The following is a 26,554-nucleotide window of genomic DNA, read 5'->3' on the forward strand; positions in this document are numbered from 1 at the left end:
ATTTAATGATCGATCAGCTTCCCGCTTTAATCATTGTCGCCCCCTTGCTCGGGGCCTTACTGACCCCGATTATCGGTTGGCGCTACCGCCAGCTCTGCCGCCCTTGTGCGCTTATGATTCTGGTCATCCCTCTCTACGCTTCCTGTGGAGCGCTGTTGCAGGTTGTCAGGACCGGCCCCTTCGGCTACAATCTCGGCGGCTGGGCCCCACCCTGGGGGATTGAATACCGGATCGATTACTTAAGCGGCCTGATGCTGGTTCTGATAGCAGCCATCGGCCTGCTGGCGGCATTTAACGCCAAACCCGGTGTCAAAATGGATCTCCGGGGCAAAGAACCCCACTTTTATACCCTTCTGCTTCTCCAGATTACCGGACTGCTGGGCATTGTCATCACCGGCGATCTTTTCAATATCTTTGTATTTCTTGAGATCTCTTCACTTTCCGGATACGGACTTATCGCCCATGGAGAAGACGGAGCTCCGATGGCGACCTTTAATTATATCATCATCGGCACCATCGGTGCCAGTTTCTACCTGCTTGGGGTCGGCTATCTTTACATGGCTACCGGCTCCCTCAATATTGCTGATCTCGCAACAATCCTGCCCAACCTCTACCATTCCAAGATGATCCTCGTTGGGTTTGCCTTTTTTACCACCGGCGTCGCCATCAAGATGGGACTCTTTCCGCTCCATGTCTGGATGCCGGACGCTTATACCACCGCCCCGTCCCCGGTCAGCACCCTGATTGCCCCCTTGATGACCAAGGTCGCAGCCTATATCCTGATCCGCATCATGTTTACCCTCTTTCAACCTGAGTTTTCCATCTCAGTGGTTCCCGCGGCCACGATTCTCGGCTGGATGGCGGTGGTTGCCATCATTGTCGGCGGCATCAAGGCCCTGGCCCAGACCGACATCAAAAGAATGGTCACCTATATCATGATTGCCGAGGTCGGCTATATCGTTATGGGGATCAGCGTCATGAACCGGCCCGGCCTGACCGGTGCCATCCTCCACATCGTCAATGATGCCTGCATGGTCTTCTGCCTCTTTCTGGTAATCGGCGCCATCTCCTATAAAGGTCATGGCCGGGAGATATATCACTTTCAGCATCTTAACAAAAAGATGCCCTTTACGATGGCCGCTTTTGTCATCGTTGCCCTCTCAATGTGCGGCATCCCGCCAGCCTGCGGTTTCTTCAGTAAATGGTACCTGATTATGGGTACAATTGTGGCCAAACAGTGGGTTTTCTCGATTACTTTGCTGGGCAGCAGCCTGGTTAATGCGGTTCTCTTTTTTCGCATCATTGAAAAAGCCTATCTCGCACCTCTGGACGGCGGTGCCCATAGCCACGATCATGATCGTGAAGAGGTGGTCGTAGTCCGCGATGAGGCTCCGGCCAGCATGCTGATTCCCATCCTGATCATGGCGGCAATTATCATTATTCTCGGCCCTTTGAGCGGCAAAATCATTGCCGCGGTAATTCAACATGCGGTACCGGCGGCTTTTTAATCCGCAAAACCGGTGAGTATTTAACTTTATTAAGGACTTGTAATTCATGGGTGAAGTGATCTATTCGGCGAAACCATTGTGGGCTGTACTGGTCTCGATGATTGCCGCTTTTCTGATCCTTTTGACTGGCGAAAAGGCCCGCAACCTCCGGGAAGGCTGGACCATCCTGGCGGCGCTGATCAAATTCGGTCTGGTCTTCTCCCTGATTGAACCCGTTCTCGCGGGCAAAACCATAGAGTATACCCTGATCACCCTGCTGCCCGGGGTAGCGTTGCAGTTTAGAGTCGATGCCTTTGGCCTGCTTTTTGGCGTGGTCGCAGCCACCTTATGGATTCCAACCTCTTTCTATTCCATCGGCTATGTCAGAACCCTCAACGAACACGGCCAGAGCCGCTACTTTTTCAGCTTTGCCATCTGCCTCTCTTCGGCAATTGGCATAGCCTTTGCCGGCAACCTCCTGACCCTGCTGATCTTCTATGAAATTCTGACCATCGCAACCTGGCCCCTGGTCATCCATCATGAAGATAAAAGCTCCATCATGGGGGGACGCAAATATCTGGTCTATACCCTGACCGCAGGCTGCACCCTGCTACTGGCAATCGGGATCACCTATTCCTTAACCGGCACCCTCAATTTTACCAGCGGCGGTTTTCTCGCCGGCCACGGTTCACCTGGTTTATTAATCCTTCTCCTGGCCATGTTCATTGCCGGCTTCGGAGTCAAGGCCGGAATCATGCCCTTTCATGAGTGGCTTCCGTCAGCCATGGTCGCCCCAACCCCGGTAAGTGCCCTGTTGCACGCGGTAGCCGTGGTCAAAGCCGGGGTTTTTGGCTGTGTCCGGGTAATCCTTTTTGTCTTCGGCCCGGAACTCCTGCACCAACTCGGGGTCTGGACCGTTCTGGCCGGAGTTGTGGCTTTTACTGTAGTCGCGGCCGGATTGCTGGCTTTAGGGCAGGATCACCTCAAACGACGACTGGCCTTTTCAACCATCAACAATCTGGCCCTGATAATCTTGGGCGTCAGCCTGTTGAGCAAAAACTCGATGACCGGCGGCATCCTCCATCTTGCCAACCACGCATTTATGAAGATCACCCTCTTCTTCTGCGCCGGAGCGATCTACGCCAAAACCCACAAGGATCATGTCAGCCAGCTTGATGGTCTCGGCCGGCAAATGCCCTTTACCTTTGCCGCCTTTACGATTGCCGCAATGGGGCTTTGTGGACTCCCGCCGGTCAATGGTTTTATCAGTAAATGGTTTCTCTGTCTGGGAGCCGTCGAGACCCACCAGATCATTTTTCTCTTTGTCATCCTGACCAGCGCTATGCTTGATGTCGCCTTCTTCTTTCCGATAATCTACAATGGCTACTTCAAAAAACCGCTACCCGATGTCGCGCCGAAAATTGATGAGGCACCCATGCTCATGGTGATCCCTTTATGCATGACGGCAATTTTTTGCATTATTTTAGGGGTCATGCCCAACGCTTTTCTCAACTTCTTCAACATTGTCCGACTCGCCGTGACCAACGTTCTCGGAGGATGAGATGAAAACAACCATCCGGCGCCGCATCATGCTGGCAGCAATCCTTGCACTCTTTCTCTTAGGGTTTTTGTTTCCCAATCCGCACCCCCATTTCTGGTGGCAGAAGATCCCTGTATTCGACATTTTCTTCGGTTTTTTCGGCTCTATCCTGCTTATCGTTTTTGCCAAATGGCTCGGACATAACTGGCTGCTTAAAGATAAGGACTATTATAACAATGATTAACCTGCCACCGGCCTTCATCTATATCATCGGTGCCCTGCTGATTCCGCTGATCCGGGGACGTCGCTTGCAGCAGGCTGTGGCCCTGCTGATCCCGGTTATCGCCATGGCCACTCTTTTGCAAATGCCGCAGGGCGTCTACTGGCAGGTGCAGTTTCTTGACTATGAACTGATCCTGGGCCGGGTCGACCGCTTAAGCCTGCTCTTTGCCTATATCTTCGTCATCATCTCCTTTATCAGCATGATCTACGCTATCCATATCAAGGAGATGGGCCAGCATGTCGCCGCCTATCTCTATGTCGGCAGCACTTTAGGAGTGGTCTTTGCCGGCGATCTCTTTTCGCTCTTTTTCTTCTGGGAAATCATGGCGGCAGCCTCGGTTTTTCTCATCTGGTACAACAAAACTCCGACTTCACTGATGGCCGGTTTCCGTTACGCCATGGTTCATCTCTTCGGCGGGGCCATCCTTTTAGGCGGGATTGTCATGCAGGTTTCAAGTACCGGCTCAATCGCCTTTAATCCTTTTGACCTGAGTACGCTGGCGGCCAAATTCATCCTTTTCGGCTTCCTCATCAACGCCGCGGTGCCGCCACTCCACGCCTGGCTGCCTGATGCCTATCCTGAAGGAACCATCACCGGCAGCGTCTTCATGACCGCCTTTACCACCAAAAGCGCGGTCTATGTTCTGGCCCGCTCCTTCGCCGGAACCGAACTTCTGGTTTGGCTCGGAGCGATCATGGCCGTCTACGGGGTCATCTATGCAATCATTGAAAAGGATATCCGCCGCCTGTTATCCTACCACATCGTCAGTCAGGTCGGTTACATGGTCTGCGCCGTCGGACTCGGCAGCGAGATGGCGCTCAACGGGGCCGGAGCCCACGCCTTCTGCCATATTATCTATAAAGCGGTACTCTTCATGGGAATGGGAGCGGTTATTCAGGTTACCGGCCGCCGCAATATCCTCGACCTTAAAGGCCGTAATCTCTATCGCCAGATGCCGATTACCCTGGTGCTCTATATGGTTGGGGCTTTCTCGATCTCAGCGGTACCTCTCTTTAACGGTTTTGTCAGCAAAACCATGATTGTGGCCGCCGCCGGCTACGGTCATCGGCCGGTCATTGAACTGATGTTACATCTGGCTTCAGTGGGTACATTTTTAAGTGTCGGCCTCAAACTCCCCTGGGGGGTCTGGTTCGGAAAAGCGGACGGCAGTGAAGATGAAATTGCCAATGTCAAAGAGCCGCCTCTCAACATGCAAATCGGTATGGGCTTAGGCGCCCTGCTCTGTGTGATCACCGGGATTTTTCCCCAAACCCTTTATAAACTTTTACCATACGAAGTCCATTTCCACCCCTACACCCCAAGCCATGTGGTCGCCTCATTGCAACTACTGCTGCTGACTCTGGCCGGATTCTGCCTCTATATTGACAAACTGATGGCCGGCAAGAAATCAATCAGCCTTGATACCGACTGGTTTTACCGAATCTTCGGCTGGACAGTACTACTCTTTTGCCGCTACCCATTAAATCGTTTTCGCAACCTTGTCCAGCTCGCCTTCGCCGATAAAATCCAAATCGCCGCACGTTTAAGCAAACACCCTTACGCCCTGCTTGAAATTGTCTGGTATGCAATTATTGGTCAGGAGAAGTCAATGACTGAACTCCTCCAGCGGCCATATAACGAAAAGGATTACCGGGTACCGATCGGCATCGGGGTCTGCGCCTCCCTGATTTTTCTCTTCCTCTATGCCCTGATATATATGCGGGTCGCCGGATGAGTCTTACCGGAAAAAACAATCATAGCTCGGACGCTATCAGGGCCGCCCCATAGGCCCCGACCATTTGCGGATTTTCCGGGACCAGCACCGTGGTTTTCAACTGTTCTTCCAGCAACCTGCAAACACAGGGGTTCCAGGCAACCCCGCCGACAAAACCGATTGTGGCCCCGGAAAGGGAAAACCTTTTCAACATGCTGACAGCCCGGTTGGCAATGGAACGATGGAGACCAAAGGCAATATCCAAACGATTTTCACCCCGACCCACCATGGAAGTAACTTCCGATTCGGCAAAAACCGCACACATACTGTTAATCTGAATATCTTTTCTCGCCTTGAGCGCCTCCTGCCCGAACCGATCCAGGGGAAATCCTAAAGACATGGCCGTCAATTCCAGAAATTTACCGGTGCCGGCAGCACAACGGTCATTCATCTCAAATTTGCGCACTCTACCCTCTGGATTCAGAGCTATAACTTTTGAATCCTGACCGCCGATATCCAAAATAACATCGACATCGGGCAGCAGGGCCCGGCAACCGGCAGCCACGGCTTTAATTTCGGTCACCGTCTGGCTGTCAGCTCCATGGGTCGTCTCAAAAAGGTGTCGGCCATAGCCGGTAGCCAGCAAATAGTCACAGTGTTCACCCGCAAGCAGATTTTCCGCCTGTTTTACCGGTTCAAAACCGGTCTCCGCCTGACGGCTGGCAACCAGCTGCCCATCTTCGACAATCACCACTTCAATAGTGCGGGAACCCAAATCAATACCGGCACAACGCATACACATTCCTGACCATCAGGCTGTAAACCAGCCATCAACTGATAATTTCAATAAACGCTTCAATCCTGGTCTGCAACTGTCCCACATCTTCCTGGCTGTAGTCCGTTTCGATACGGAGGAAGTTGCTCCCCTGGTCATTCAAACGCCGCTCCATGGGCATCGATTCAATAATATAGGGCTGACAAAACTGCAGGCTGTAATGAATCACCCCATCGGCTTGATAATCACGGCACATCTCGGCCACATGCCGTTCACGATCGGGGTTGGGTGTGAAAACAGCACAGTCAACCTGAAAATAGCGATCAACGATAGCATTAAGCAGTTCATCCACCGTATTCCCGGCAGTCGCTGTCAGGTTACGCCAGCCTCGTTCGCCAACACAAGATTCCTCACCTACCACCACGGCCCCCGAACGCTCAATGAGCGAGGGAAGCTTCCAGTTGGGCACGGCCATGGGACAGCCGGAAAGCATAATTTTCGGGGTATCGGCCGGGAATGCACCTATCTTTTGTTGAATTCGCTCTTCCAGCTCATCACAGAGCTTGTTGATTGATTCGGTAAAACGCTGAGGATCATCGTAAAAGGCCACCTGGTTAATCAACAGCACATCCAGGCCGGAAATCGGAACCGGATTTGCCGCCCGCAGACGGGTCAATCGCTGCAAGGCCCACCTTTTATTATTTGTCAGTTCAATCCCCCGGCGGAGGCGATCAACCGTAATCTCAACCCCTGAAAGCTCCTCCATAACCTGCAGAAAACGCCGATATTCCTGGCGCAACAGATGCCTGCCGTCTTCCGTCTTCTGCTGGGGAAGATCCATGACATAAAGGTTGGGGATGAGTTCCAGCAGCTGTTCGTAAGACTTCTTTTTGCCGTCGCAGGTATTTTCACCCACAACCATATCGGCAGCTTCAAGATATGGGCATACCCTGCTCAGCTTGAAACCAAAGGCTGACTTGATCAGTGAGCAGGTATTGCGCGGGAGAATTTTTTCCACCTCTTCCATGGCAAAATCCGCCCCGGTACACAGACCTACCAGGATAGCATCAGCCGCCAGAACAATCTCTTCGGGGACAAATACGCAAAAGGCGCCAATGACCTTGCGTCCTGTTTTTTTGGCATCCAGCAACTCTTTAATCCGTAATCCATGGACCTCTCTCATGACAAAATCGAGATATGCCATACCCCGGGGACGGTTTTTCTGGCTCAGAAAGATATCCTGATATGCCGTCCCCAACCCCTGCAACAAATCATCATGGGCCTGCAAATCCAGCCCCAACTCCTGCCACATTGGCTGATAATCAACGGTCATCCTTATTCTCCTTCCTGCCATCCGGCAGACTACAACCGAACATAGTCTAAAATCAATCTTGCTCCAGACATCGCATAACCAATGGCACAATAAAAAATTCATCTTTGAGGCAGGCAAAACCTGAGGCATGAGGCGTACTTCAGCGTACGTTGTAATGACAAAGGTCGCAGCATAGAAAAGAAGATGAAGCTTTCACGAAGCCACTAAAATATATAATGGGAAAACAGCACAAGGTCTAATTTTTTATGCCAATGGTAGTCTTCCTATCCATAGCAATAACCGATCATTACCGGCTTTTTGGGAAACAGCTCCCACCGGTCACGGCAACAATCAGAGGGATGTGATAGGCTGACGGGAAAACAATATCAGGATCAGCGGGAAATCAGGAAATAGACAGAATTGCGTTCAGGAGGGAAAGGAATAAAGCTACTTTGTACTCTGAATCATCGTTTTTCAAGACTGCCTTTAGTCCCGGTTCTGATTGCAAACCGGATCAACTTGAATAATTTTATTCCCCTGAAAAGACAGATTGAATAATGTTTTCTCCATTTCACCATCCGGCAAAACCGAGGTGATACCGGTCACCATCGGGAAGTTCTGCACGGCCAACAACTTTTCGCGTATCGCCTCTGGATTAATTCCCCGATCATCCTGCTGCAATGCAGTCAGAACCTGGTGAATCAGCACCATGGTATCGTAGCCATAGGCATCATAAATCGAAGCTGTTTCAACAAACATTGATTCATATTGATCCCGGTATTCAGCCAATTGCTGTGGTTCAGCACATTCATGGCAGAAAGCATCCACAAACAAAGCTCCATCCACCTGCGCTCCCGCATCCTCGGCAAGTTCTGGTGAATTCCAGCCCCGGGTACCAAAAAAACGGCTGTCCATAAGATCGTAAAAAGCCAGCTGAGGAACCAGCAATCGGATTCGCTGGTAAAAATCAGGAATAATAATCCCGGAAAAATCCAGCTCAAGAATCGGCCGGGGCATGAACTCCTCGTCCTCCCCGGATTTTTCAAACAGTTCTTCTGCCTCCAGACCGATTTCTTTCGCCAGGGTCAGAGCCGAATCTGATGTCCCGTTTTTCTGATCTTCCACCAAAGCTTCCTGTTCCTTCGCCCAGGATTCATAAGCTTTTTTCTGCCGTTGGTATTCAGCGTACTTTTCCACCCCGATCAATTCTTTGATACTGCGCCCATAGTCCTTACTGGTCGGGTCATAACTGACAACCCGCACCAGTTCAGCGCCCCACTGCCGCGCGCCTTCCCTGAATAACTTTGCCGCCTGGCGGCCATAATAGGTGGAAGGATACAATAACGCCAACGAGGTAATACCCAGGCGCCCCACCGCCAGTTCCATAATCTGTTTCGCTTGATTTTCCATGGTCAGAAAATGCTGAAACACATAATCTCCACGGGACGCGATTCCCGAACGCGGGGTGAGGGTTATAATATCGATTTCTCGACTCTCTGCTTCAGCCGCGGCATAAAGAGCTGCCTGCCCGGTCACCGGGCCCACCAGCAGACTGGCACCCTCATCATCAACCAGTTGGCTAACCAGTTCCCTGGCCCGGCTACTGTCTCCACCGGTATCACGCACCAGGAGTTCTATTCCTGAATCATGACTTTCCAATGGGTTATCATGAAAAACCTCCAAGGCCAGTTCCATCCCCTGAAGAATTTTATTACCATAATCCGCATATTCTCCAGTCAGGGGCAAAAGACAGCCAACCCTAAAAGACGGTCGTTCAGCCCCCGATAAATATGATTGCAGCAACTGTTCATATTGGTATCTTGCGGCTTCTGAGAGGGAACAATTGGTGAGGATATCCTTTAAGACAGGAACATAGTCACCGGCCTGTAACTGATTTTCATCCAGCGCAACAAAATTTTTTTCCAATACCTGACAGCGCAGCTCATTGTTCTCTTCCCAATCCTTTAAACTTTGCAATGATTCCAAAGACATCTTGTCAAGCAAGCGCAGCAGCCACTGATGCAGGTCCGGACGCAATGAATCCAGATAGAAATCGTGAACCTGTTCATACGCCCCCAGATAATCCCCCTCAAATTCAAGCTGTCTCGCCTGCCGCTCCCATCCAAGTTCAGCCTGGGTGATGGTTGGTTGACGAACCGGAGGGGCGGCACAGGACGACAGACAAAAAACAGCGAAAATCGCCAGGAACGGAAAGAAAACGTAGCGAGCTACTTTATAAAAGTTCTGGACCATATTTTATTAAACTCCTGTTCATAACGTGAAGCCAGGGAAACCGAATCAATCACCAGAAGGTTTTCATAATTCCAGCGTTCGGCGGATACCGTCCAATTATAAGAACCGGTCACCACCAGATGCCCGTCAATCACCGCAAACTTATCATGCATCAAACCATAGGAGATTTTCTTTCTTTGACGCCGCAATCCCCGGGCATAGCGGACAGCAATACCCCGTTTAGATAAATAATAGCCTTTGGAATATTCATTTTCATCATTACCGTCCAGGATCACGGAAATCTTGACCCCCCGTTTCCCGGCTCGGAGGATGGCCTTGGCCACCGTCCGGCTGGTAAAATAATAAACCGCTGCCTGAATGCTTTTTTGTGCCTGATCCAGAGCCTGCACCAGCGCCTTTTCAGCCCCGCCATTAGGGCTGAAATACACCACTACCGGAGGTTTTGCCAGCACCGGAGTCAAAGCCAGAAACAAAATAGCCAGAACCACTAAACAAATCTTCCTCATTTCTCACCTTTATCGATTATTTATCGGTTATCATAATGATTTTTACCGATCATTGTCAAGAATTAGAAAAAAAGAAGCCACCTTAACGGCGGCTTCCGGTAAAGCTCTTCAAATCATTGATTTTACCATAACATCTTTTCAGGATTCAACCACTTCTTCAGCATCTATAACCGCTTTGTGCAGCAGAAGAAAGCCATCATCATCAGCCAGAATGTAGTCCAGGTTCGACTTCACCCGATACAATGCCTTTGAAATATACAATTTTGCCACCGTCTTTTTACGTTCCGACAAAAGAGCCTTTCGACACAGCAGGTAGCCGTTAATAACATCCGTGGTCATATTGACCAGTCGGGTGGCATGAAATTCCTGATAACCGGCATCCCCTTTATCCTTGATATGGGAAATAGCCATCTCCAGCTGGGTCCGCATTTTCTGAACCGGCTGAAAAAGTTCGGAAATAACTGAAAAATCACTGTCTTCCTCATACTCATTGAGCCGCTCGGAAAGCACCCCGCCAATCACACCACCCATGGCGGCCAGCACCTGCAACTGGGTTGTTCCCTCATAAATATTGGTTATCCGGGCATCACGGTAATGGCGTTCCACATCAAATTCTTTGGTATAGCCAACCCCGCCATGGACCTGGATGGCATCATAACAGACCTTGTTAGCCATCTCGGCGCTGGAACTCTTGGCCAGTGGGGTAAACAAGGAAGCAAAGCGCGTATAGCGCTTCAGGTCGTCTTTCAGATCAGCAGTCCGTTCAGGATGCTTCTCGATCCGGTCCTCGATGCCTTCCTTGATATCAACAATGCGCGAGGTTTCATAGACCAGACAGCGGGCCGCTTCAATGGAAATCTTCATTTCGGTCAGCATCTCGGAGATAACCCCAAAATTACGAACTGGTTTTTTAAACTGTTCCCGGTCATTGGCATAAGCATAGGCTTCCCGGTAAGCGGCCTCGGCAATACCCACCGACTGGGCCGCCACCGCCAGACGGGCACCATTCATCAGGTAGATGGTATACTTGATCAGGCCAAGTTTCCGTTTCCCCAGCAATTCCGCTTTGGCATTGGTAAACTGCAGCTCACAGGTCGGTGAACCGGTAATCCCCAGCTTATGTTCAATGCGCCGAACCTTCATCCCGCCATCACGCTCATAAATAAACAGGGATAATCCCCGGCCGCTGGTCGTCCCCTCTTCAGAGCGGGCCATGACCAGCGAAATATTTCCACAGCCATTGGTAATAAAACGTTTCACCCCATTCAATCGCCACTGCCCATTCTCATCCTGAAAAGCCCTGAGCATCACCGACTGCAGATCAGAACCTGCATCCGGTTCGGTCAAAGCCATGGAACCAACAATCTCACCGGTGGCAAAACGAGGGAGAAATCTTTCCTTCTGATCTTCAGAACCAAACTTGCAGATGGTGTCACTCAAACCCTGGAGGCCGAAAACCAGCATCAACGAGGCATCAGCCCGGGAAACCATCTCAATGGCGGCGGAAAAGATAGTCATCGGCATATTGATGCCGCCATATTTGCGCGGCATGGTAAATCCGGCCAGATCAGCTTGATTAATCCTGGCCACCGCCTCCTGAATTCCCTTGGGATAGGTCACTTCACCATCGGCAAAGGTCGCCCCCTGTTCATCAACTTCACGGGCCCGGGGGGCGGCAAACTCCCCGGCAATTTCACCGACAATCTCCAACACCCGATCGTAATTATCCTTTGTATCGCCCTCGTCCCGCGGGGCGTAGGGATAGGCATCCTTTTCGGCAAACCCATCTTCTTTCAAATCAATGATCCGGCTCAAATCCATGCTTTTCATATGGAAGAGAATATCTGCATTATCACGATAAAAATTTGCCATTATCGGACTCCTATGCTTTGGTTTTATAGGCTTTGATCATTTTTGCCAGCACATCCTTGACATCCCCGACGATACCATAGTGGGCGATGGCAAAAATCGGCGCCTGGGGATCTTTGTTGATGGCAATAATCCGCTTGGCTTCCGACATGCCGGCCCGGTGCTGAATCTGGCCTGAAATACCACAGGCAATATAAAGATTGGGGCGAACCGTGGTTCCCGTCTGGCCAACCTGGTGATCTTTAATCAATACCCCGGAATCCACCACCGGCCGGGAACAGCCCAACTCCCCGCCCAGATTCCTGGCCAATTCCCTGACCAGAACCAAACCATCTGGATCACTGGCACCCATACCAGCGGAAACAATGATCTGGGCCGCTTTCAGGTTAACCTGTTTTTCCTCGATCACCACCTCCAGAATCTCGGTCAAAAAATCATCATCGGCAACCTGGCAGGGCTCAGCAATGATTTTCACCAATTTTTCCGGATCCGGCTCAATCATCTTCATCACCCCTTCCCGCACGGTTGCCATGCTGGGCACGCTCTCGGGAGAAACGATGGTGGCGACAATATTACCGCCAAAAGCTGGCCGAATCTGCATCAGGGTATTTGCATAATGCACGTCCTTGAGGTCATGCTCACCAATCTGAAGATCGGTACAATCAGCAGTTAAGCCGCACATCAGGGTCGATGCCACCCGCGGGGCCACATCCCGGCCCATGGTCGTGGCCCCGAAAAGCACTACCCCGGGCTGATATTCCCGGACGGTCCGAACCACGGTTTTAGCATAGGGAATAGAGGTAAAATGAGCCAGCCGTTCATCATCGGTGTAATAAACCCGGCCACAACCGTATTGCCCCAGAGTTTTCAATTCATCATGGAGTTGATATCCCATGGCAACCGCTTCCACTGAACCACCCAGTTTTCCGGCCAGACGATTGGCCGCACTGATCAACTCCAGGCTGACTTCAGCAATCTTGCCACGCCGGGTTTCAATGAAAACCATCACATTTTTTCCAGTGCCCATTTTCCCGCTCCTATCCGATGATATTCTCTTCAATAAGTTCGTGCATCAAATCGGCAATTCCCGCATCAGTATTCGGGACCTGTTTACTTTCACAAGCCGTCAGCACCACACTTTGGATCTTTTTTACTTTAGTCGGGGAACCGGACAGTCCACACCGCTCGGGATCCGCGCCGATGGCTTCCACATTCCATTCCTTAATATGGCTGACAACCCCACAAACCCCGGGTGACAGATACGCTTCATCGTAGGAGGAATTGCAGACCTCTTTACCGATATTTTTATAGGTCATCACCTTTTTGGCGCTGGCTGAGCGCGGTTCATTGGCAACCGAGGTTACGGTGAGCAAGACTGGGAAACTGCTCTTGACAATTTCATAGCCATCTTCAACCGAACGTCTGACGGTAATGGAACTATCATCAACCGCCGTTACCGCTGAGAGACAGGTAAGCTGGTTGATATGAAGTTTTTCCGCTATCTGCGGCCCCACCTGAGCGGTATCCCCGTCAATGGCCTGACGACCACAGAGAATCAGGTCGTAGTCACCAACTTTTTCAATGGCGCATTTGAGGGCATAAGAGGTTGCCAGAGTGTCGGCCCCGGCAAAGCGGCGATCGGACACCAGAATAACATCATCGGCACCCCGATACAGACATTCCTTCAAAACCTCGGCGGCGTTGGGCGGCCCCATGGAAATACAGGTGACCACCCCCCCGACCTGCTCCTTGATTTTCAAAGCCTCTTCCAGGGCGTTGAGATCCTCCGGATTAAAAATTGCGGGCAGGGCGGCACGGTTTACCGTACCATCCTCTTTCATCGCCTCTCCCGATACATTATGCGTATCCGGTACCTGTTTAACCGTAACGATGATGTTCAAACCCATGAAGTCCACCTCCATAAATCATCAGGTTCAATATTTTTTTACTGAAAACTTGATATTGCCGCCTGGCTGACAAAATCAGGCACAACTGCATAGCAAAAATCACCTACAAATACAAGCGGTTATATTGTGCACGAAGCCATAGCGATACATAGACAAAAAAATCTCATATTTTGTTCTCTTATTTAAAAACCAGGTCAGGGGCGTATGGTCTTCCAGGCAGTACTATTACCTGACAGCAGCTGACCGCAATTACCTGTTGTCATCAACCTGATTTTTCCATTACTCACGGAACAACTGCGTCTTTTCCCGACTGAAAAATCAGCAAATAACCAAAAAAGTCCTCTTTTTCCCACCATGTCACGGAAACAAGCAAATACTCATGAGAAAAAATCAAGTATTTTTGACATTCAACTTTTTGCGCCGCTATGCACAGGCTACCAATTCACTATTTTCTTTTATATTTCAACAGATTGAAAACAAACCCCATAGAGTCATAATCACAAAAAAGTAAGTCCTTCCTATGAACCCGCGGCTCATTTCAACAACAGTTTATCAATCATCCCGCTTTGTAAAAAATAATAGCTGTGATACGGTCAGTAACCTGGAAATTCAACATCCCGGCACCGTCATATGCGGGACGAATGATAAAACGCTCTTAGTTGGGTGAAAAAAATACCTTCTTGACATAGTATCAAATAGTGATATAATATTTTTGTGAATAAAAAGCAGCGGCGAACTTTAAAACGCATATTCGAAAAACCTGAACGTTCGGATATTTCTTGGATAGATATTGAATCTATATTCACTGCTCTTGGGGCTGACATTTCAGAGGGTAAAGGTTCACGGGTAAGGGTTGCATTCAATGGGGTTCGAGCTATATTTCATCGGCCGCATCCAAATCGAATAACAAATAAGGGTGCAATAAGGTCAGTCCGTAGATTCTTGCAAGAAGCGGGGGTGAAACCATGATGGAACATAAAGGATATTTTGCAAAGATTGAATTTGATGACGAGGCTAATACTTTTTACGGAGAAATCATCAATTTGCGAGATGTAATCACTTTTGAGGGTGAAACGGTTGAAGAGTTGCGGAAAACTTTTCATGATTCAGTTGAAGATTATCTTGAATTCTGTGCTGAACGAGGAGAAGATCCTGAAAAACCGTATTCTGGTAAGTTCATAGTTCGTGTAGATCCAGGACTTCATAAAACAATTGCCATACAAGCAAGAATGACAGGGAAAAGCCTTAACGCATGGATGAATGAAACTCTTAAGAATATCACCCAACAATCGCATACACGCTGACACCAAAAGCTACGCTGTTTTTTCACCTTCCTTAGGGTTCACGCAAAAATAAATGAGGAGATATGAGGTGTGATATGGACATTTAGGGAAGTGATCTGATTGAATGCAACCGCAGGCGTAGTAATGCTACGTTGAGGATTGCGTGATTGAAGATCGCTTTTATAAATGTTCAGAGTGTGCCTCAAAATGCTAAGTTATTTTTGTGTGAGCCCTTAGCCCAATCTTTGCAGGGTTTCATCCAGCGGTATGCCGTGGAAGCCAAACCCTTTTTCCGGATAAACCGCAGCAGTCAAAATCTCATATTGCCGGCGGCGGTGATTCTGCAGGATAAACGAGAGGGAATATCGCAAGGAGAAAAACTGAGATTACTTTATAGACACTGTTGACACAGCCGAAAAAGGTGTTTTTGCTGCCGATACCGACATTAACAAAGGCAATTGCAAACGAGGCTGACCTGCAGGAAGTGGAGCAGAAGGTGCTGGACATTATGAAGATCTGATCGCGGGAACGAGACCAGGCTATTATTCTTTGAGTTCGATGTGGAGTTCTCCTTCCCTGATGGTAATGGATTCCACCCCATCAGAGAATGCTTGCCAAAACCCCTGATCAGAACCGAATTCTTTGACCAGATCAACATTTTTAAGGCCGCCAAGCCAAGCGGCAGGCACGGGAACACCCATGATACTGACACCCCGAATTTTCACTATCGGTCTCTGATCACGGTACGCCAGTTCCAATCCTGCCCGAACCCGCAACGTTTTACCGCCAAACAACGGAAAATCCGGATCAACCGGCAGCAGGAGTCTGGCACTGACCAGATCTTCTGACAGATCAATAGCCACTTTCCGAGCCAGATCAGTATTTTTTGCCAGAAGACCATTGAGTTCACGTTCACTCAAGTTAATCTCCCTTGAAGCCCCCTTCTCACTGTAGGCTTCAGGTTTCAATCTGCCATCAGACAGCCAATCATTCTTTTGCGGCTTTGAGTTTGAGGCTTTTGGCACCGGCAGTGGCTTATAACCCGGGCGTTCAAATTGTTCCAGCTTGCGCTCCAGCCGTTTTTCTTCCTGCTGACTCAAAACCACCGGTTTAAACGGACGGGGAAAGAACCAGGCCCTGGCCGCAAAGATTGTTCCGGCAACAGCAACAATCATCACCAGGACGGCAATACCGAAAACCTGCAGGCCTGAGAAACCTTTTTTGCTTTCTTGCCGGGTCATGAAATTTTCTCCGGATAAATGGAATTTAAGGATAAATTATCCTATAATTAAATTGTCGGATTGTCAAATGATCACCTTGGTGCCGTTGATCGACATATTCGAGCGTTTTCTTTAAAAGATCCACCTAATCTCTACCGAAGGGGGGGGTAACCGATGATAAAAACTAAGGGCATTGAGATAATCGGAACTGAATCTCTGGGAGTTCGCGGAATGTGTTGCCTGGTAACTGCCGGAGAACGGCGGATTCTCATTGATCCGGGCATTGCCCTTGGATACCGGCGGCATGGATTGCTTCCCCACCCTCGCCAGGTGAAAACCGGGATAAAAGTCAGACAGGAGATCATAAAAGCAATGAAAGGGGCTACAGATATCGTCTTCAGCCACTTCCATGGTGATCATGTTCCCCTGCTGCAGGCAAATCCCTACCAGCTTTCATTTGAGCGGCTGGCTGATAGTTTAGAAGGATTGCGTGTCTGGGCCAAATCAACAGAAGGTCTTTCTTCAAAAATGCAGCACCGTGCCCTGGACCTGGAAGTATTATTGGGAAGCAACATGAAGATCGCCGAAGGATGCCAGGATGGCCCTTTAACTTTCTCCGGTCCGGTTCCCCACGGTTTGCCAGGGGAAAGGTTCGGTACAGTCATGATGACCAGGATCGATACGGGAAAGCAAGTATTCGTCCATGCCAGCGACATCCAGCTACTGAGCAAGGAAACCATAGACCAAATCATTCAATGGCAACCAGACATCGTTTTTGTCGACGGACCGCCTCTCTATCTTGGCTCACTGACCGGATCAGAACGAAAATCAGCCTGGGAAAATGGGCTCCGTCTGGCCCGAAATGTGGAAATTCTGATTGTTGATCATCACCTGCTACGTTCCGAACCGGGTATCATTTGGCTGAACAATATGAGCCGAATTTCAGCTAAAAAGGTTTATTGCGCCGCGGATTTCATGAACAAATCACGGCTTCTGCTTGAGGCCCAGCGCCGGAAACTCTACCGGAAGATACCGGTAGCTGAAAACTGGCACCAAGATTATGAGGCGGGAAAAATCAGCATTGGCTAAAAGCTGATGAATGAAATGTTATTGGCCGGGGTTCAGATAAAAATCTTTCCCGGATTCATCAAACCCAGAGGATCAATAAGGTTTTTTATCTGCCGCATCAGCTCCAGGCTTTCACCGTGTTCCTGATGCATAAATTGGCGCTTACCAATGCCCACTCCATGCTCCCCGGTACAAGTCCCCCCAACCTCCACTGCCCGGGCGACAATCTGGTGGTTGATTGCCTCAAGTGATTCCCATTCCCCCGCTTTTTCGGGATCCCCCACCAGCACAACGTGCAGATTGCCGTCGCCGGCATGACCGAAAACATAACCAACCGCCAGATTATCATCCACCTGGGCTTGGGCAAAAACAACCATGTCCGAATATCTGGAAATGGGAACTGCGGCATCCACGATCAAAGTTTCCTTTCCCGGATGGGCGCGATGAATAGTTTCCCAGGCTTCATGACGAGCCCGCCAGAGATTATTTCGGTGTGTTTCTTCCATCCCGAAGCGAAAAACTTCGGCATCATAGTCTTGGCAAAGTTCAGTGGTTAACTGCTCGGTTTCTTTGAGGGTTGCTTCGCTGATTCCATGAAATTCACAAAAAAGTGATGGTTGTTCAGGCAGTCCCAAGGCTTTCTCATGATTCATCAAGCTAATAAGATTAGGGGTCAAAAGCTCCAGGGCAGCCGGTTCCAGGCCCGAGCTTATCATTGCGGTAACTACTCGGGTGGCACTTTCCAGATTGGGAAAAGTGATGGTTGCCGCCAGGTGGTGGGCGGGGAGGCCGGTGAGACGGAGATTTGCCTCGGTGACGATCCCCAAAGTTCCTTCAGAACCGACAAACAGACGGGTCAAATCATATCCGGATGAAGATTTTGGTGCCAGACAGCCGGTATGGATAATCTTTCCCTGGGGAAGAACTATGGTAAGTCTCATCACGTAATCCTTGGTAGCACCGTACTTGACCGTTTGGATACCGGAGGCGTTGTTGGCAATCATGCCGCCAATAGTAGCGTCAGCACCGGGATCTGGAGGGAAAAACAAACCATGTTTACCAACTTGTCGGTTCAACGTTTTGCGAAAGACTCCCGGCTGGACATCAACCTGCATATCCTGGGGGCGAATTGCCAGGATGCGATCCATGCGGGTGCAATCGATCACCAAGCCACCGCGGGTGGGAACCGGGTTGCCTTCCGTACTGGTTCCAGCACCCCAGGGGGTGACCGGAATTTTCTGCCCATAGCTCCATTGAAGAATGTCAGCTACCTCCTCAGTACTCGAAGGCCAGATAATTCCGGCCGGCAACTGACCACAATGGTAGGAAATATCATGCAAGTGTAGATTTTTATCTGAGGAGCCGGTGGAAAAACGATCTTCACTGACCATGCTGATCAGGGTGCTTTTTTGGCTTGCGCTCAATTCGTTCATGCTATTTCTCCACTTCATTTGTTTGTTAAATTTTAAAAGCTGCCGAAACCTTGGAAAAAGCCAGCCTTGCACTCCCGCCCAAAAAGCGAGAAGGGATTAACCAACTAAGGCTAACCCCCCCCCTTTAATAATTACTGGTCGGGGCGAGAGGATTTGAACCTCCGACCCCCTGCTCCCAAGGCAGGTGCGCTAACCGGGCTGCGCTACGCCCCGACATAATTCAGTAAAATTAAGACTATCGCCTATAGCATAACAAGGTTAACCGGCGCAAGGATTATTCCTCGTCCGACCCCTCTTCTTCGATCCCCAGTTTCTTGATCTGATAGCGCAAAGTCCCTCGGTCCATGGATAGCAGGCGGGCAGTTTTAGCCTTATTGCCTCCGGCTATCTTCATTGCCTCTTCAATTAAATAACTGGAAAAAGATTTAACCAGACCGTTAAAATCAACACCCTGGCGAATATCATACTCACGGGGCAAAAACACCCCGTACTTGCCTTTTTCCCGACTGGAGGAAATAACTTCCAGGGGCAGATGTTCTTCGGTAATAATTTCGTCATCTTCAAGAATCATGATCCGCTCAATGGTATTTTTCAGCTCCCGGATATTCCCCGGCCACCGGTACTGCTGCAAAAGGGAAAGAGCTCCCGGACTCACACCCTTTACCTGTCGGTTCAGTTTGCTGTTAAAATGGTCAATAAAGTATTTGAGCAAAACTTCAATATCCTGTTTCCTTTCCCGCAGCGGCGGAATAGTGATATTAATAACTTTGAGCCGGTAATAAAGATCCTCGCGAAAAATTCCCTTTTCAATCAACTTTTCCAGCATCTGATTGGTAGCGGAAACAAAGCGCACATCAATATTGATATCCGATACGCTGCCAAGACGGCGGAAACGGTTTTCCTCCAGAACCCGAAGCAGTTTGGCCTGCAGCGAGGGTTCCATATCGCCGATTTCATCCAGAAAGACTGTACCACCCTCAGCCTTTTCCAGTAAACCTTGTTTACGGCTTTTGGCATCCGTAAAGGCTCCCCGTTCATAACCAAACAGTTCACTTTCCAGCAGATTACCGGGAATTGAGGCACAGTTGATACTGACAAAAGGCTTGGCAGCTCTCGCACTTAAATAGTGCAGAGATTTGGCAATCAATTCTTTACCGGTACCGCTTTCTCCTTGAATCAAAACCGAAACGTCACGGTTAGCGGCTACTTTTTTCACCACTTCGAAGGTTTTTATCATCAGTGGATCAACGGCGATCATATTGTTGATATTGTATTTTTTCGCCTGGGTTTTGATAATCTGCCGAACTTCCCGCTTCAAGCCCCCGGCCTCCAGGGCCAGCTTGACAATCAACAGGATTTCCTTGGATTTAAATGGCTTATTGATATAATCATAGGCCCCATGCTTCATCGCCTGCACCGCTGAATCCACTGAACCATAGGCTGTCATCATGATGCACATAGGCCCCTGATCAGGGACCGCCGTCTTAAAGATTTTCAGCAATTCAATCCCACTGCAATCCGGCAAACGCAGATCAATCAGAGCCAGATCATACGTGTGCTGGGTAAAAAGTTGTTTCGCCTGATCCCCATCGGCAGCCAGATCTACCTGATACCCAGCTCCGGTTAATAAATGAGACAAGGATTCCCTGATTAATTTTTCATCATCAATAATAAGTATTCGATTTAACATCATCCTGACTCCGGCCATGATTTTCGGTTTCAGCAACCGGGATAAAAACCGCAAAGCGGCTCCCTTTACCCGGTTCACTTTCTACATCGATCCAGCCATCATGTTCTTTAATAATATTATGAACTATGGAAAGTCCTAATCCGGTACCCTGATTTCTGGTGGTATAAAATGGATCAAAGACGCGCTCTTTAATCTCTTCATTCATGCCCGCGCCACTATCGATCACCGCAATTTCAACATAAACATCTGGGACAGCCCCCGGTGAAGCTGGGGACAGTCCCGAGTTTACTGACGAAATCTGATTTGCGCTCTTAACCCCCACTTTCATGTTAATGGTCCCCGGACCGGAGATTGCTTCCAGAGCATTTAATGACAGGTTTATCAACACCTGGCGAAGCTTTTCCCCATCCCCCCTTACTGGCGGTAAATCATATTCCACCTCCAGGGTAGTCATCACCTGGCTCCGCTTGCATTGTTCCCGAAAAAGGGGAAACCACTGTTGTAGCAGGGATTCAAGCTGTATGGTTCCCATGTCCAGAGTCCCGGTGCGGGAAAATTCCAGCAGGGAGGATACTATCGTTTCCAGGCGGTCAAGTTCCCGGGACACACCATCAACCAGGGAAACAGTTTGCTGGTTTTCACCAACATCTTCCTTGATAATATCCAGGGAAATATTCATCCCGGTGAGTGGATTTCGTATCTCATGGGCGATGCCGGCAGCCAGCTGGCCGATGGATGCCAGACGTTTCATCCTTTCAACCTCCCGGTCCATCTTTTTCCTTCCCGTCTGATCCTGAATCATTATCAGGATTTCACGCTCTCTGGACCAGTCATGATGCAGGGAATTAATGGAAATTAGCAGATTCTGCTCTCCACCCTGTGATTTATTACGAACAACTTCCAGCTGTGCCATTGACCGTTGTCCATTAACCACCTCAATTAATCCCTGGCGAAAAGAAAAACTGTCAATAATATCACATACCGGACTATGGAGCAGCTCACCATGAATGCTGAACAACCTCCTGGCCTGCTGATTACAGGAAGTAATCAACAAATCGGCATCAATGGTGATAATCCCGTTTGGCGTGCTGCGCAGTATACTCTCACGAAAATCTCGTTCTTTCTGTAAATGTTGATAAAAGGTGATATTTTCAATAGCTTTGCTGACCTGGGCGGCAAAAACATCAATCACATCAACATTGATCCCGGCCAAACCGGTATTCCCTTGATATAGTAATTTAACAATACCCCGAACTTCGCTGCCTCCCACCAACGGCACAGCCAGAACACCTACCTGATGACCGCCACGTTCAGCCGGCATGGACAGCAATCGGTATGCAGTATGATTACCGTTTCTCACTTCCTCCGTCTGACTTTCATCGTCCAATTCATCAACTTCACTTTTATGGCACCCATCGACAGCCACGGTAGTTAAATTAACACCATCAGTATTCAGTTGCAACCAACAACCCTGACTTTTTCCCAAGCGGTTTGCCTCTTTAACAATTAACCGACAAAGGGAATCCAAATCCCGCAACTCACTCATGGACCGAGAAATTTTCTGTAACATGGTCAGTTCATTAATTTTTTGCCGATTGCTTTCCAGTAACCGCAGATTTTCCACCACAATCCCTATCTGGTTACAGAAAATCTCCAGTATCTCAATATCATCACGGTTAATAATCCCCTGCCGATGGCTTCGGTCTGCCAACAGGGTCCCGATGACCCCCTGCTTGGTGATAATCGGCAGCAAGACGCAACTGGTTCTTTTTAAGACCTCATTGCGCTTACGATCAATCGGAGTATAGAAAGAATGATCACATCCGGACTTAATCGTTATAATTTCAGCAGTTTTCACTACTCTGGTTTCGACGCAATCGTCGGCATAAAGATCATACTTGACTCCCTTGACGCTGACCTGACAGCCGACATTAATTACTCCCTCAAGAATTGAAGTCCCCATTTTCAACAGATACAGAGCAACCCGATCATATTGCAGACCATTAATGATCGTTTCAAGCACCGTCCGGATCAAATCATCCCGCCCGTCACTGACCGAACTGAGACGACTGATCTGGTAGAGTGACGCCAGAACTTCTTTAGTCTGATAGATGGATGATTCCGGTAATTGAGAAAGTTTGGTCATCTGTCCTGATAAAATAAGAGGGGGCATAGCAATGCCCCCCTGATTAAAAAAGAAAAATCAACTGGATATCAGACCGCTTATCAACCAGCTACCGCCTGTCTGCCAAGCTCTAAGGCTCTGAGATTAAGCTCCACCAGTTTTGCCGGCAGAATCTCCTGCAGTTGCGCCTCCCATAATGTTTCAGGAAAAGGCAGAAAAGAAGAAATTGCTCCCACTAATACCGTATTCGCGGCCCTGACATTTCCAACCCGTTCGGCCAGACCCAAACCATCAACCGCGATGACATCAGCAGCATATTTTTTTATGTTGGCTTCAATGCCCTCTGGATAGCTCGCCTCCCCGGAAGCAACCGTACTTGGGTTAATTCGCATGGTATTATAGAGTATTTTTCCATCGGGCGCAACACAATGGGCATTTCGCAAAGTTTCCAGACGTTCGAACCCCAGGAGAAAGTCAGCAGTACCATCATCAACGGTGGGAGAATAAATTTTATCACCAAACCGCACATGACTGGTGACACTCCCTCCCCGCTGGGACATCCCATGCACTTCACTTTGTTTGACATCCAGGCCGGCGGCCATGGCCACTCTGGTTAAAATCTGGCTGGCCAACAGAACTCCCTGTCCACCAACTCCCGCAAGTAAAATATTTATGTTTTTCATCTAATCACATCCTCCATCTTTACTTAGTTTCCATCTGAAAACTAATGTTTTCGGATGGGCTGTTAGCTATCAGCCTTCAGCCCTCAGCTTAACCAGTTATTTTTTCGATATTTTACTGAAAGCTGACTGCTGATCGCTGATAGCGTTCATCAGGAAATAGATATTTCCGGATGAACGCTACTTAGGAAATGGCGTCAAATTTACAAACCTGAGCACAAACCGTACAACCGACACAAAGATTAGGATCAATCTCTACATAAGAGTTATCATCCTCTTCAATCAGGCTGAGAGCATTGCAGCTTACCTGGAGACAACGTTTACAGCCGGTACATTTTTCCGGATCAACCTTAAGTACCGGTTTACTGATCCGGTAGCGTAGAACGCAGGGAGCCTCAACCACAATGACTGAAAGTTGGGGATTTGCCAATTCAGCCCGCAGAGTATCCTCAACTTCTTCCAGGTTGTAAGGATCCACGGCAACCACTTCCTGAATCCCGAACGCCCTGGCCATAGCCGGAATATCAGCAGAAATTGCATCCTCACCGGAAAGGGTTTTACCGGTCCCGGGATTTTCCTGGCCGCCGGTCATCCCGGTGGTCCGATTATCAAGAATCATTACCACCGAAATACCTTTATTATAAACAGAATTCAATAATCCGGTCATACCGGAATGAAAAAAGGTTGAATCACCAATAACCGCTACGGTTTTCTGGGTCAGATCATCACCCGTCTCAATCACATGGGACATCCCATGAGCCATGCCGATACTGGCCCCCATGCAGACACAGGAATGCAGTGCCTGGATAGGCGGCAGTGCCCCCAGAGTATAACAGCCAATGTCACCGGAAACAAAAACCTTAAGTTTTTTTAGAATCGTGAAAATCCCCCTATGAGAACAACCCGGACAAAATGCCGGAGGCCGGGCAGGCAGACCTTCAGCGACATCCTGGAGTGTCAGCGATGATTCGACAACTTTTTCCCGGATCAACTGGGGGCTGAATTCACCACAAAGGGAAAACAAATCCTTACCGTGGGCCACATCAACGCCCATCAGCCGGATCTGTTCCTCAAAAAATGGATCCAACTCTTCAATCACATACAGCTGATCCACCTGGGCGGCAAAATCCTTGATCAGCTTGGTGGGCAGAGGATAGGTCATGCCCAGTTTAAGCACTGAAGCCTCCGGCAAGGCATCTTTAACATACTGATAAGTAATGCCGTTGGTCACCACGCCGATTTTAGTATCCGCCATCTCTATCCGGTTTAAAGGTGAACTCTCGGCATAAGCTTTTAACTTCTCAATCCGCTCCTCAACCAGGGGATGTTTGCGGCGGCCAAAAGCCGGCAACATGGTATATTTAGGCATATCCTTTACCAGTTCCGGTTTTTTTTCCGCCACCCGGCGTTCCGCAAAGCTCACCAGGCTCTTGGAATGAGAAACCCTGGTTGTGGTACGAAAAAGTACCGGGGTATCAAACTCTTCACTGATCTCAAGGGCCAGGCCGACAAACTCCTTGGCTTCCTGACTGTCACTGGGTTCAACCACCGGAATTTTGGCAAACTTCCCATAATTCCGGTTGTCCTGTTCATTCTGGGAACTGTGCATCGCCGGATCATCCGCGCTAACCAGTACCAAACCACCACCGACACCGGTGTAGGAAAAGGTAAACAGGGCATCTGCCGCCACATTTACCCCAACATGCTTCATGGCCACCAGGGTACGAGCCCCGGCTATCGAACTACCGACCCCCACTTCCATCGCCACCTTTTCATTAGGAGACCATTCACTGTAGATATCTTTATATTTTGAAACATTTTCAAGAATTTCCGTCGATGGGGTCCCCGGATATGCAGAGGCCAGCACTACACCCGCCTCATAAGCCCCCCGGGCAATGGCTTCATTACCTGATAAAATCGCTCGTTCCGGCATTTTTTACCTCACATCCTATTTTTTTTGGTTAATTATAACATTAATCAACTTTAAATACCAGCGCCGCAGCCGTATCACCGGCAGCGCAACCGGCAAACAGGCCATAGCCCCCGCCTTTCAGTTTCAATTCTTCGATCAGCTCGATAATACAGCGACCGGCAGTGGGTCCCTGGGGATGACCAAAAACCAGTGAACTGCCATAGTTGTTAAATTGAAGTGCATCAATGCCCATTTGTTTAGCCATGTAGAGATCATTGACCGCAAATGGATTATGGGTCTTAATGGCTTTAACCTCCTGAATGTTAATCTCAGCCTTTGCTAATGCCCGTTCAGCTGCCGGGACCACCGCAGCCGCCATATACCCTTTTTTCTCCCGGGAAAACCCGTATGAAAGCACCTGCACCTGAACGTCCTTATCCGTGCTTAGTTCGCTGGCCGTCTGTTGATCGGTAACAATCAAACCACAGTTTCCATCAGCCGGATGGGTTTGGGCGCCAAAGGTGTGCACTCCATCAGGCAATACCGGTTTCAGGCCAGCCAGTCCCTCGGCCGTACTGGGCATAATTCCTTCATCCTCGGAAAACATGATGCTTTTCTTTCTACTGAGTCTGACTTCAAGCGGAAACATGTACCGCTGCTGGAAAGCACGATTATCGGCCAGAGCTTCCGCATACTGTTCATAACGCCGTAAAGCCAGTTCGTCACATTCCTCCCTGGTTATGCCAGCTTCATGGGCGACATTTTCAGCCGTTTCAATCATGGCATTTTTTGCCCAGGGATCAGAACCAAAATTGTCCATCAGCCAGTTTTCCGCTTCCAGCTGTGCCCCCGGTCCTTTCGGATTGGGCCAGACCAAGTGGGGGCCGTTTGAACAACGGTCAGCCATCAAGGTAAAAGCTTTCTGGTACTCGCCCTGTTCGATTCCCATGGCCGCCTGATAAATACAGGTGGTGGAAGTTGAACATGCCTGGCTGATAATACAGCCGGGGATCCGCTCAGCCCCCATCATCGCCGCCGCCCAGGGACTGGCATAAAACCCATGATGCTGGGGGATGGTAAACCCAAAGAAAAGATATTCAAAGATCCCCGGATCAATTTTTTTCTCCGCCAGCCACCTCTTGGTTGTTGCCGCAGCCAGAACAATAGCATTTTCATTGGCCAGGGTTCCCTGCCACCGGGAAAATGGTGATGAGAAATAGCCGCCGTACGGAATAAAAGCCTTGGTAAACATAATCATTCCTTTTCTGTAAATGGTTAAAAATTATCAGAAACAATAACTTACATGGTAAAACTCCGTACTATCCGGTTAAAGTTGCAAGAACCTAACCGGACACTACGATATAATATCTGGAGAAATTTTCTGATTTTCTCAAACCTGGAGAACACTACGCAAACTGATTATCATTCAAGTTGGATAACACCGAATCCTTAGTAGAAAGCAATATATATACCTAAGTTAAGCGATTAGCGATTAGC

General features: G+C 49.1%; 21 protein-coding genes and 1 tRNA gene. 7 read left to right on the forward strand and 15 right to left on the reverse strand.

What is annotated here, in order from left to right:
• The first annotated feature begins 5 nt into the window (after positions 1–5).
• From U9P07_05685 to U9P07_05700, 4 genes are read left to right on the forward strand one after another with little or no spacing between them, the layout of a single operon-like run.
• Positions 6–1,508, forward strand: coding sequence for a monovalent cation/H+ antiporter subunit D family protein (locus tag U9P07_05685; GenBank protein ID MEA2108893.1), 1,503 nt, complete (start codon positions 6–8; stop codon positions 1,506–1,508).
• 46 nt (positions 1,509–1,554) lie between these two features.
• Positions 1,555–3,048: a monovalent cation/H+ antiporter subunit D family protein gene (locus tag U9P07_05690; GenBank protein ID MEA2108894.1), complete on the forward strand. Its 1,494-nt coding sequence runs from the start codon at positions 1,555–1,557 to the stop codon at positions 3,046–3,048.
• Position 3,049: 1 nt separating this feature from the next.
• Positions 3,050–3,271: a hypothetical protein gene (locus U9P07_05695; GenBank protein ID MEA2108895.1), complete on the forward strand. Its 222-nt coding sequence runs from the start codon at positions 3,050–3,052 to the stop codon at positions 3,269–3,271.
• Positions 3,264–5,045 (forward strand): Na(+)/H(+) antiporter subunit D, encoded by a 1,782-nt coding sequence (locus U9P07_05700; protein ID MEA2108896.1) that lies wholly within the window; start codon positions 3,264–3,266, stop codon positions 5,043–5,045. The genes U9P07_05695 and U9P07_05700 overlap by 8 nt, the downstream gene beginning before the upstream one ends.
• A gap of 19 nt (positions 5,046–5,064) precedes the next feature.
• On the opposite strand, the gene U9P07_05705 is transcribed toward U9P07_05700, so the two are convergent.
• From U9P07_05705 to U9P07_05735, 7 genes are all read right to left on the reverse strand, one after another.
• The gene (locus U9P07_05705) at positions 5,065–5,820 is read right to left on the reverse strand and encodes an acyl-CoA dehydratase activase (protein MEA2108897.1); all 756 of its coding nucleotides are present in this window, start codon (positions 5,818–5,820) and stop codon (positions 5,065–5,067) included.
• 34 nt (positions 5,821–5,854) lie between these two features.
• A complete protein-coding gene (locus U9P07_05710) occupies positions 5,855–7,132 on the reverse strand; it encodes a double-cubane-cluster-containing anaerobic reductase (GenBank protein MEA2108898.1) in 1,278 nt (425 codons plus the stop codon).
• Between the two features lie 465 nt (positions 7,133–7,597).
• Positions 7,598–9,364, reverse strand: a complete 1,767-nt coding sequence (locus U9P07_05715; protein MEA2108899.1) for a penicillin-binding protein activator — start codon at positions 9,362–9,364, stop codon at positions 7,598–7,600.
• Positions 9,340–9,870, reverse strand: a complete 531-nt coding sequence (locus tag U9P07_05720; protein MEA2108900.1) for a phospholipase D-like domain-containing protein — start codon at positions 9,868–9,870, stop codon at positions 9,340–9,342. The genes U9P07_05715 and U9P07_05720 overlap by 25 nt, the downstream gene beginning before the upstream one ends.
• A 138-nt stretch (positions 9,871–10,008) precedes the next feature.
• Positions 10,009–11,742, reverse strand: coding sequence for an acyl-CoA dehydrogenase family protein (locus U9P07_05725; protein ID MEA2108901.1), 1,734 nt, complete (start codon positions 11,740–11,742; stop codon positions 10,009–10,011).
• A 10-nt stretch (positions 11,743–11,752) separates the two neighbouring features.
• Positions 11,753–12,766 carry an electron transfer flavoprotein subunit alpha/FixB family protein gene (locus U9P07_05730; GenBank protein MEA2108902.1) on the reverse strand — a complete coding sequence of 338 codons (1,014 nt, stop codon included), beginning with the start codon at positions 12,764–12,766 and terminating at the stop codon, positions 11,753–11,755.
• Between the two features lie 10 nt (positions 12,767–12,776).
• Positions 12,777–13,646, reverse strand: coding sequence for an electron transfer flavoprotein subunit beta/FixA family protein (locus U9P07_05735; GenBank protein ID MEA2108903.1), 870 nt, complete (start codon positions 13,644–13,646; stop codon positions 12,777–12,779).
• 708 nt (positions 13,647–14,354) lie between these two features.
• Between U9P07_05735 and U9P07_05740 the strand changes: the two genes are divergently transcribed.
• Entirely contained in the window at positions 14,355–14,615 is a 261-nt protein-coding gene (locus U9P07_05740) for a type II toxin-antitoxin system HicA family toxin (protein MEA2108904.1), read from the forward strand.
• Positions 14,612–14,950 (forward strand): type II toxin-antitoxin system HicB family antitoxin, encoded by a 339-nt coding sequence (locus tag U9P07_05745; protein MEA2108905.1) that lies wholly within the window; start codon positions 14,612–14,614, stop codon positions 14,948–14,950. The genes U9P07_05740 and U9P07_05745 overlap by 4 nt, the downstream gene beginning before the upstream one ends.
• Before the next feature lie 521 nt (positions 14,951–15,471).
• Here the strand turns inward: U9P07_05745 and U9P07_05750 are convergent.
• The gene (locus tag U9P07_05750) at positions 15,472–16,170 is read right to left on the reverse strand and encodes an arginine N-succinyltransferase (protein MEA2108906.1); all 699 of its coding nucleotides are present in this window, start codon (positions 16,168–16,170) and stop codon (positions 15,472–15,474) included.
• Positions 16,171–16,323: 153 nt separating this feature from the next.
• Here U9P07_05750 and U9P07_05755 point away from each other — a divergent pair, with 153 nt between their 5' ends.
• Positions 16,324–17,238: a hypothetical protein gene (locus tag U9P07_05755; protein ID MEA2108907.1), complete on the forward strand. Its 915-nt coding sequence runs from the start codon at positions 16,324–16,326 to the stop codon at positions 17,236–17,238.
• Positions 17,239–17,270: 32 nt separating this feature from the next.
• Here U9P07_05755 and U9P07_05760 read toward each other — a convergent pair whose 3' ends face one another.
• The 7 genes from U9P07_05760 to U9P07_05790 form a co-directional block, all read right to left on the reverse strand.
• A complete protein-coding gene (locus tag U9P07_05760) occupies positions 17,271–18,650 on the reverse strand; it encodes an FAD-binding oxidoreductase (protein MEA2108908.1) in 1,380 nt (459 codons plus the stop codon).
• A gap of 135 nt (positions 18,651–18,785) precedes the next feature.
• Positions 18,786–18,863, reverse strand: a tRNA-Pro gene (locus U9P07_05765).
• Positions 18,864–18,924: 61 nt separating this feature from the next.
• On the reverse strand, positions 18,925–20,343 hold the full coding sequence (locus U9P07_05770; GenBank protein ID MEA2108909.1) for a sigma-54 dependent transcriptional regulator: 1,419 nt from the start codon (positions 20,341–20,343) through the stop codon (positions 18,925–18,927).
• The gene (locus U9P07_05775; protein ID MEA2108910.1) at positions 20,315–22,513 is read right to left on the reverse strand and encodes an ATP-binding protein; all 2,199 of its coding nucleotides are present in this window, start codon (positions 22,511–22,513) and stop codon (positions 20,315–20,317) included. The genes U9P07_05770 and U9P07_05775 overlap by 29 nt, the downstream gene beginning before the upstream one ends.
• Positions 22,514–22,566: 53 nt before the next feature.
• Positions 22,567–23,148: an indolepyruvate oxidoreductase subunit beta gene (locus tag U9P07_05780; protein ID MEA2108911.1), complete on the reverse strand. Its 582-nt coding sequence runs from the start codon at positions 23,146–23,148 to the stop codon at positions 22,567–22,569.
• Positions 23,149–23,329: 181 nt separating this feature from the next.
• Complete coding sequence (gene iorA, locus U9P07_05785; GenBank protein ID MEA2108912.1) at positions 23,330–25,078, reverse strand: indolepyruvate ferredoxin oxidoreductase subunit alpha; 1,749 nt, start codon at positions 25,076–25,078, stop codon at positions 23,330–23,332.
• Positions 25,079–25,118: 40 nt separating this feature from the next.
• Positions 25,119–26,309 carry a thiolase family protein gene (locus U9P07_05790; protein ID MEA2108913.1) on the reverse strand — a complete coding sequence of 397 codons (1,191 nt, stop codon included), beginning with the start codon at positions 26,307–26,309 and terminating at the stop codon, positions 25,119–25,121.
• Between the last annotated feature and the right edge of the window lie 245 nt (positions 26,310–26,554).

The sequence above is a fragment of the Pseudomonadota bacterium genome, assembly GCA_034660915.1.
GTDB lineage: Bacteria > Desulfobacterota > Anaeroferrophillalia > Anaeroferrophillales > Anaeroferrophillaceae > DQWO01.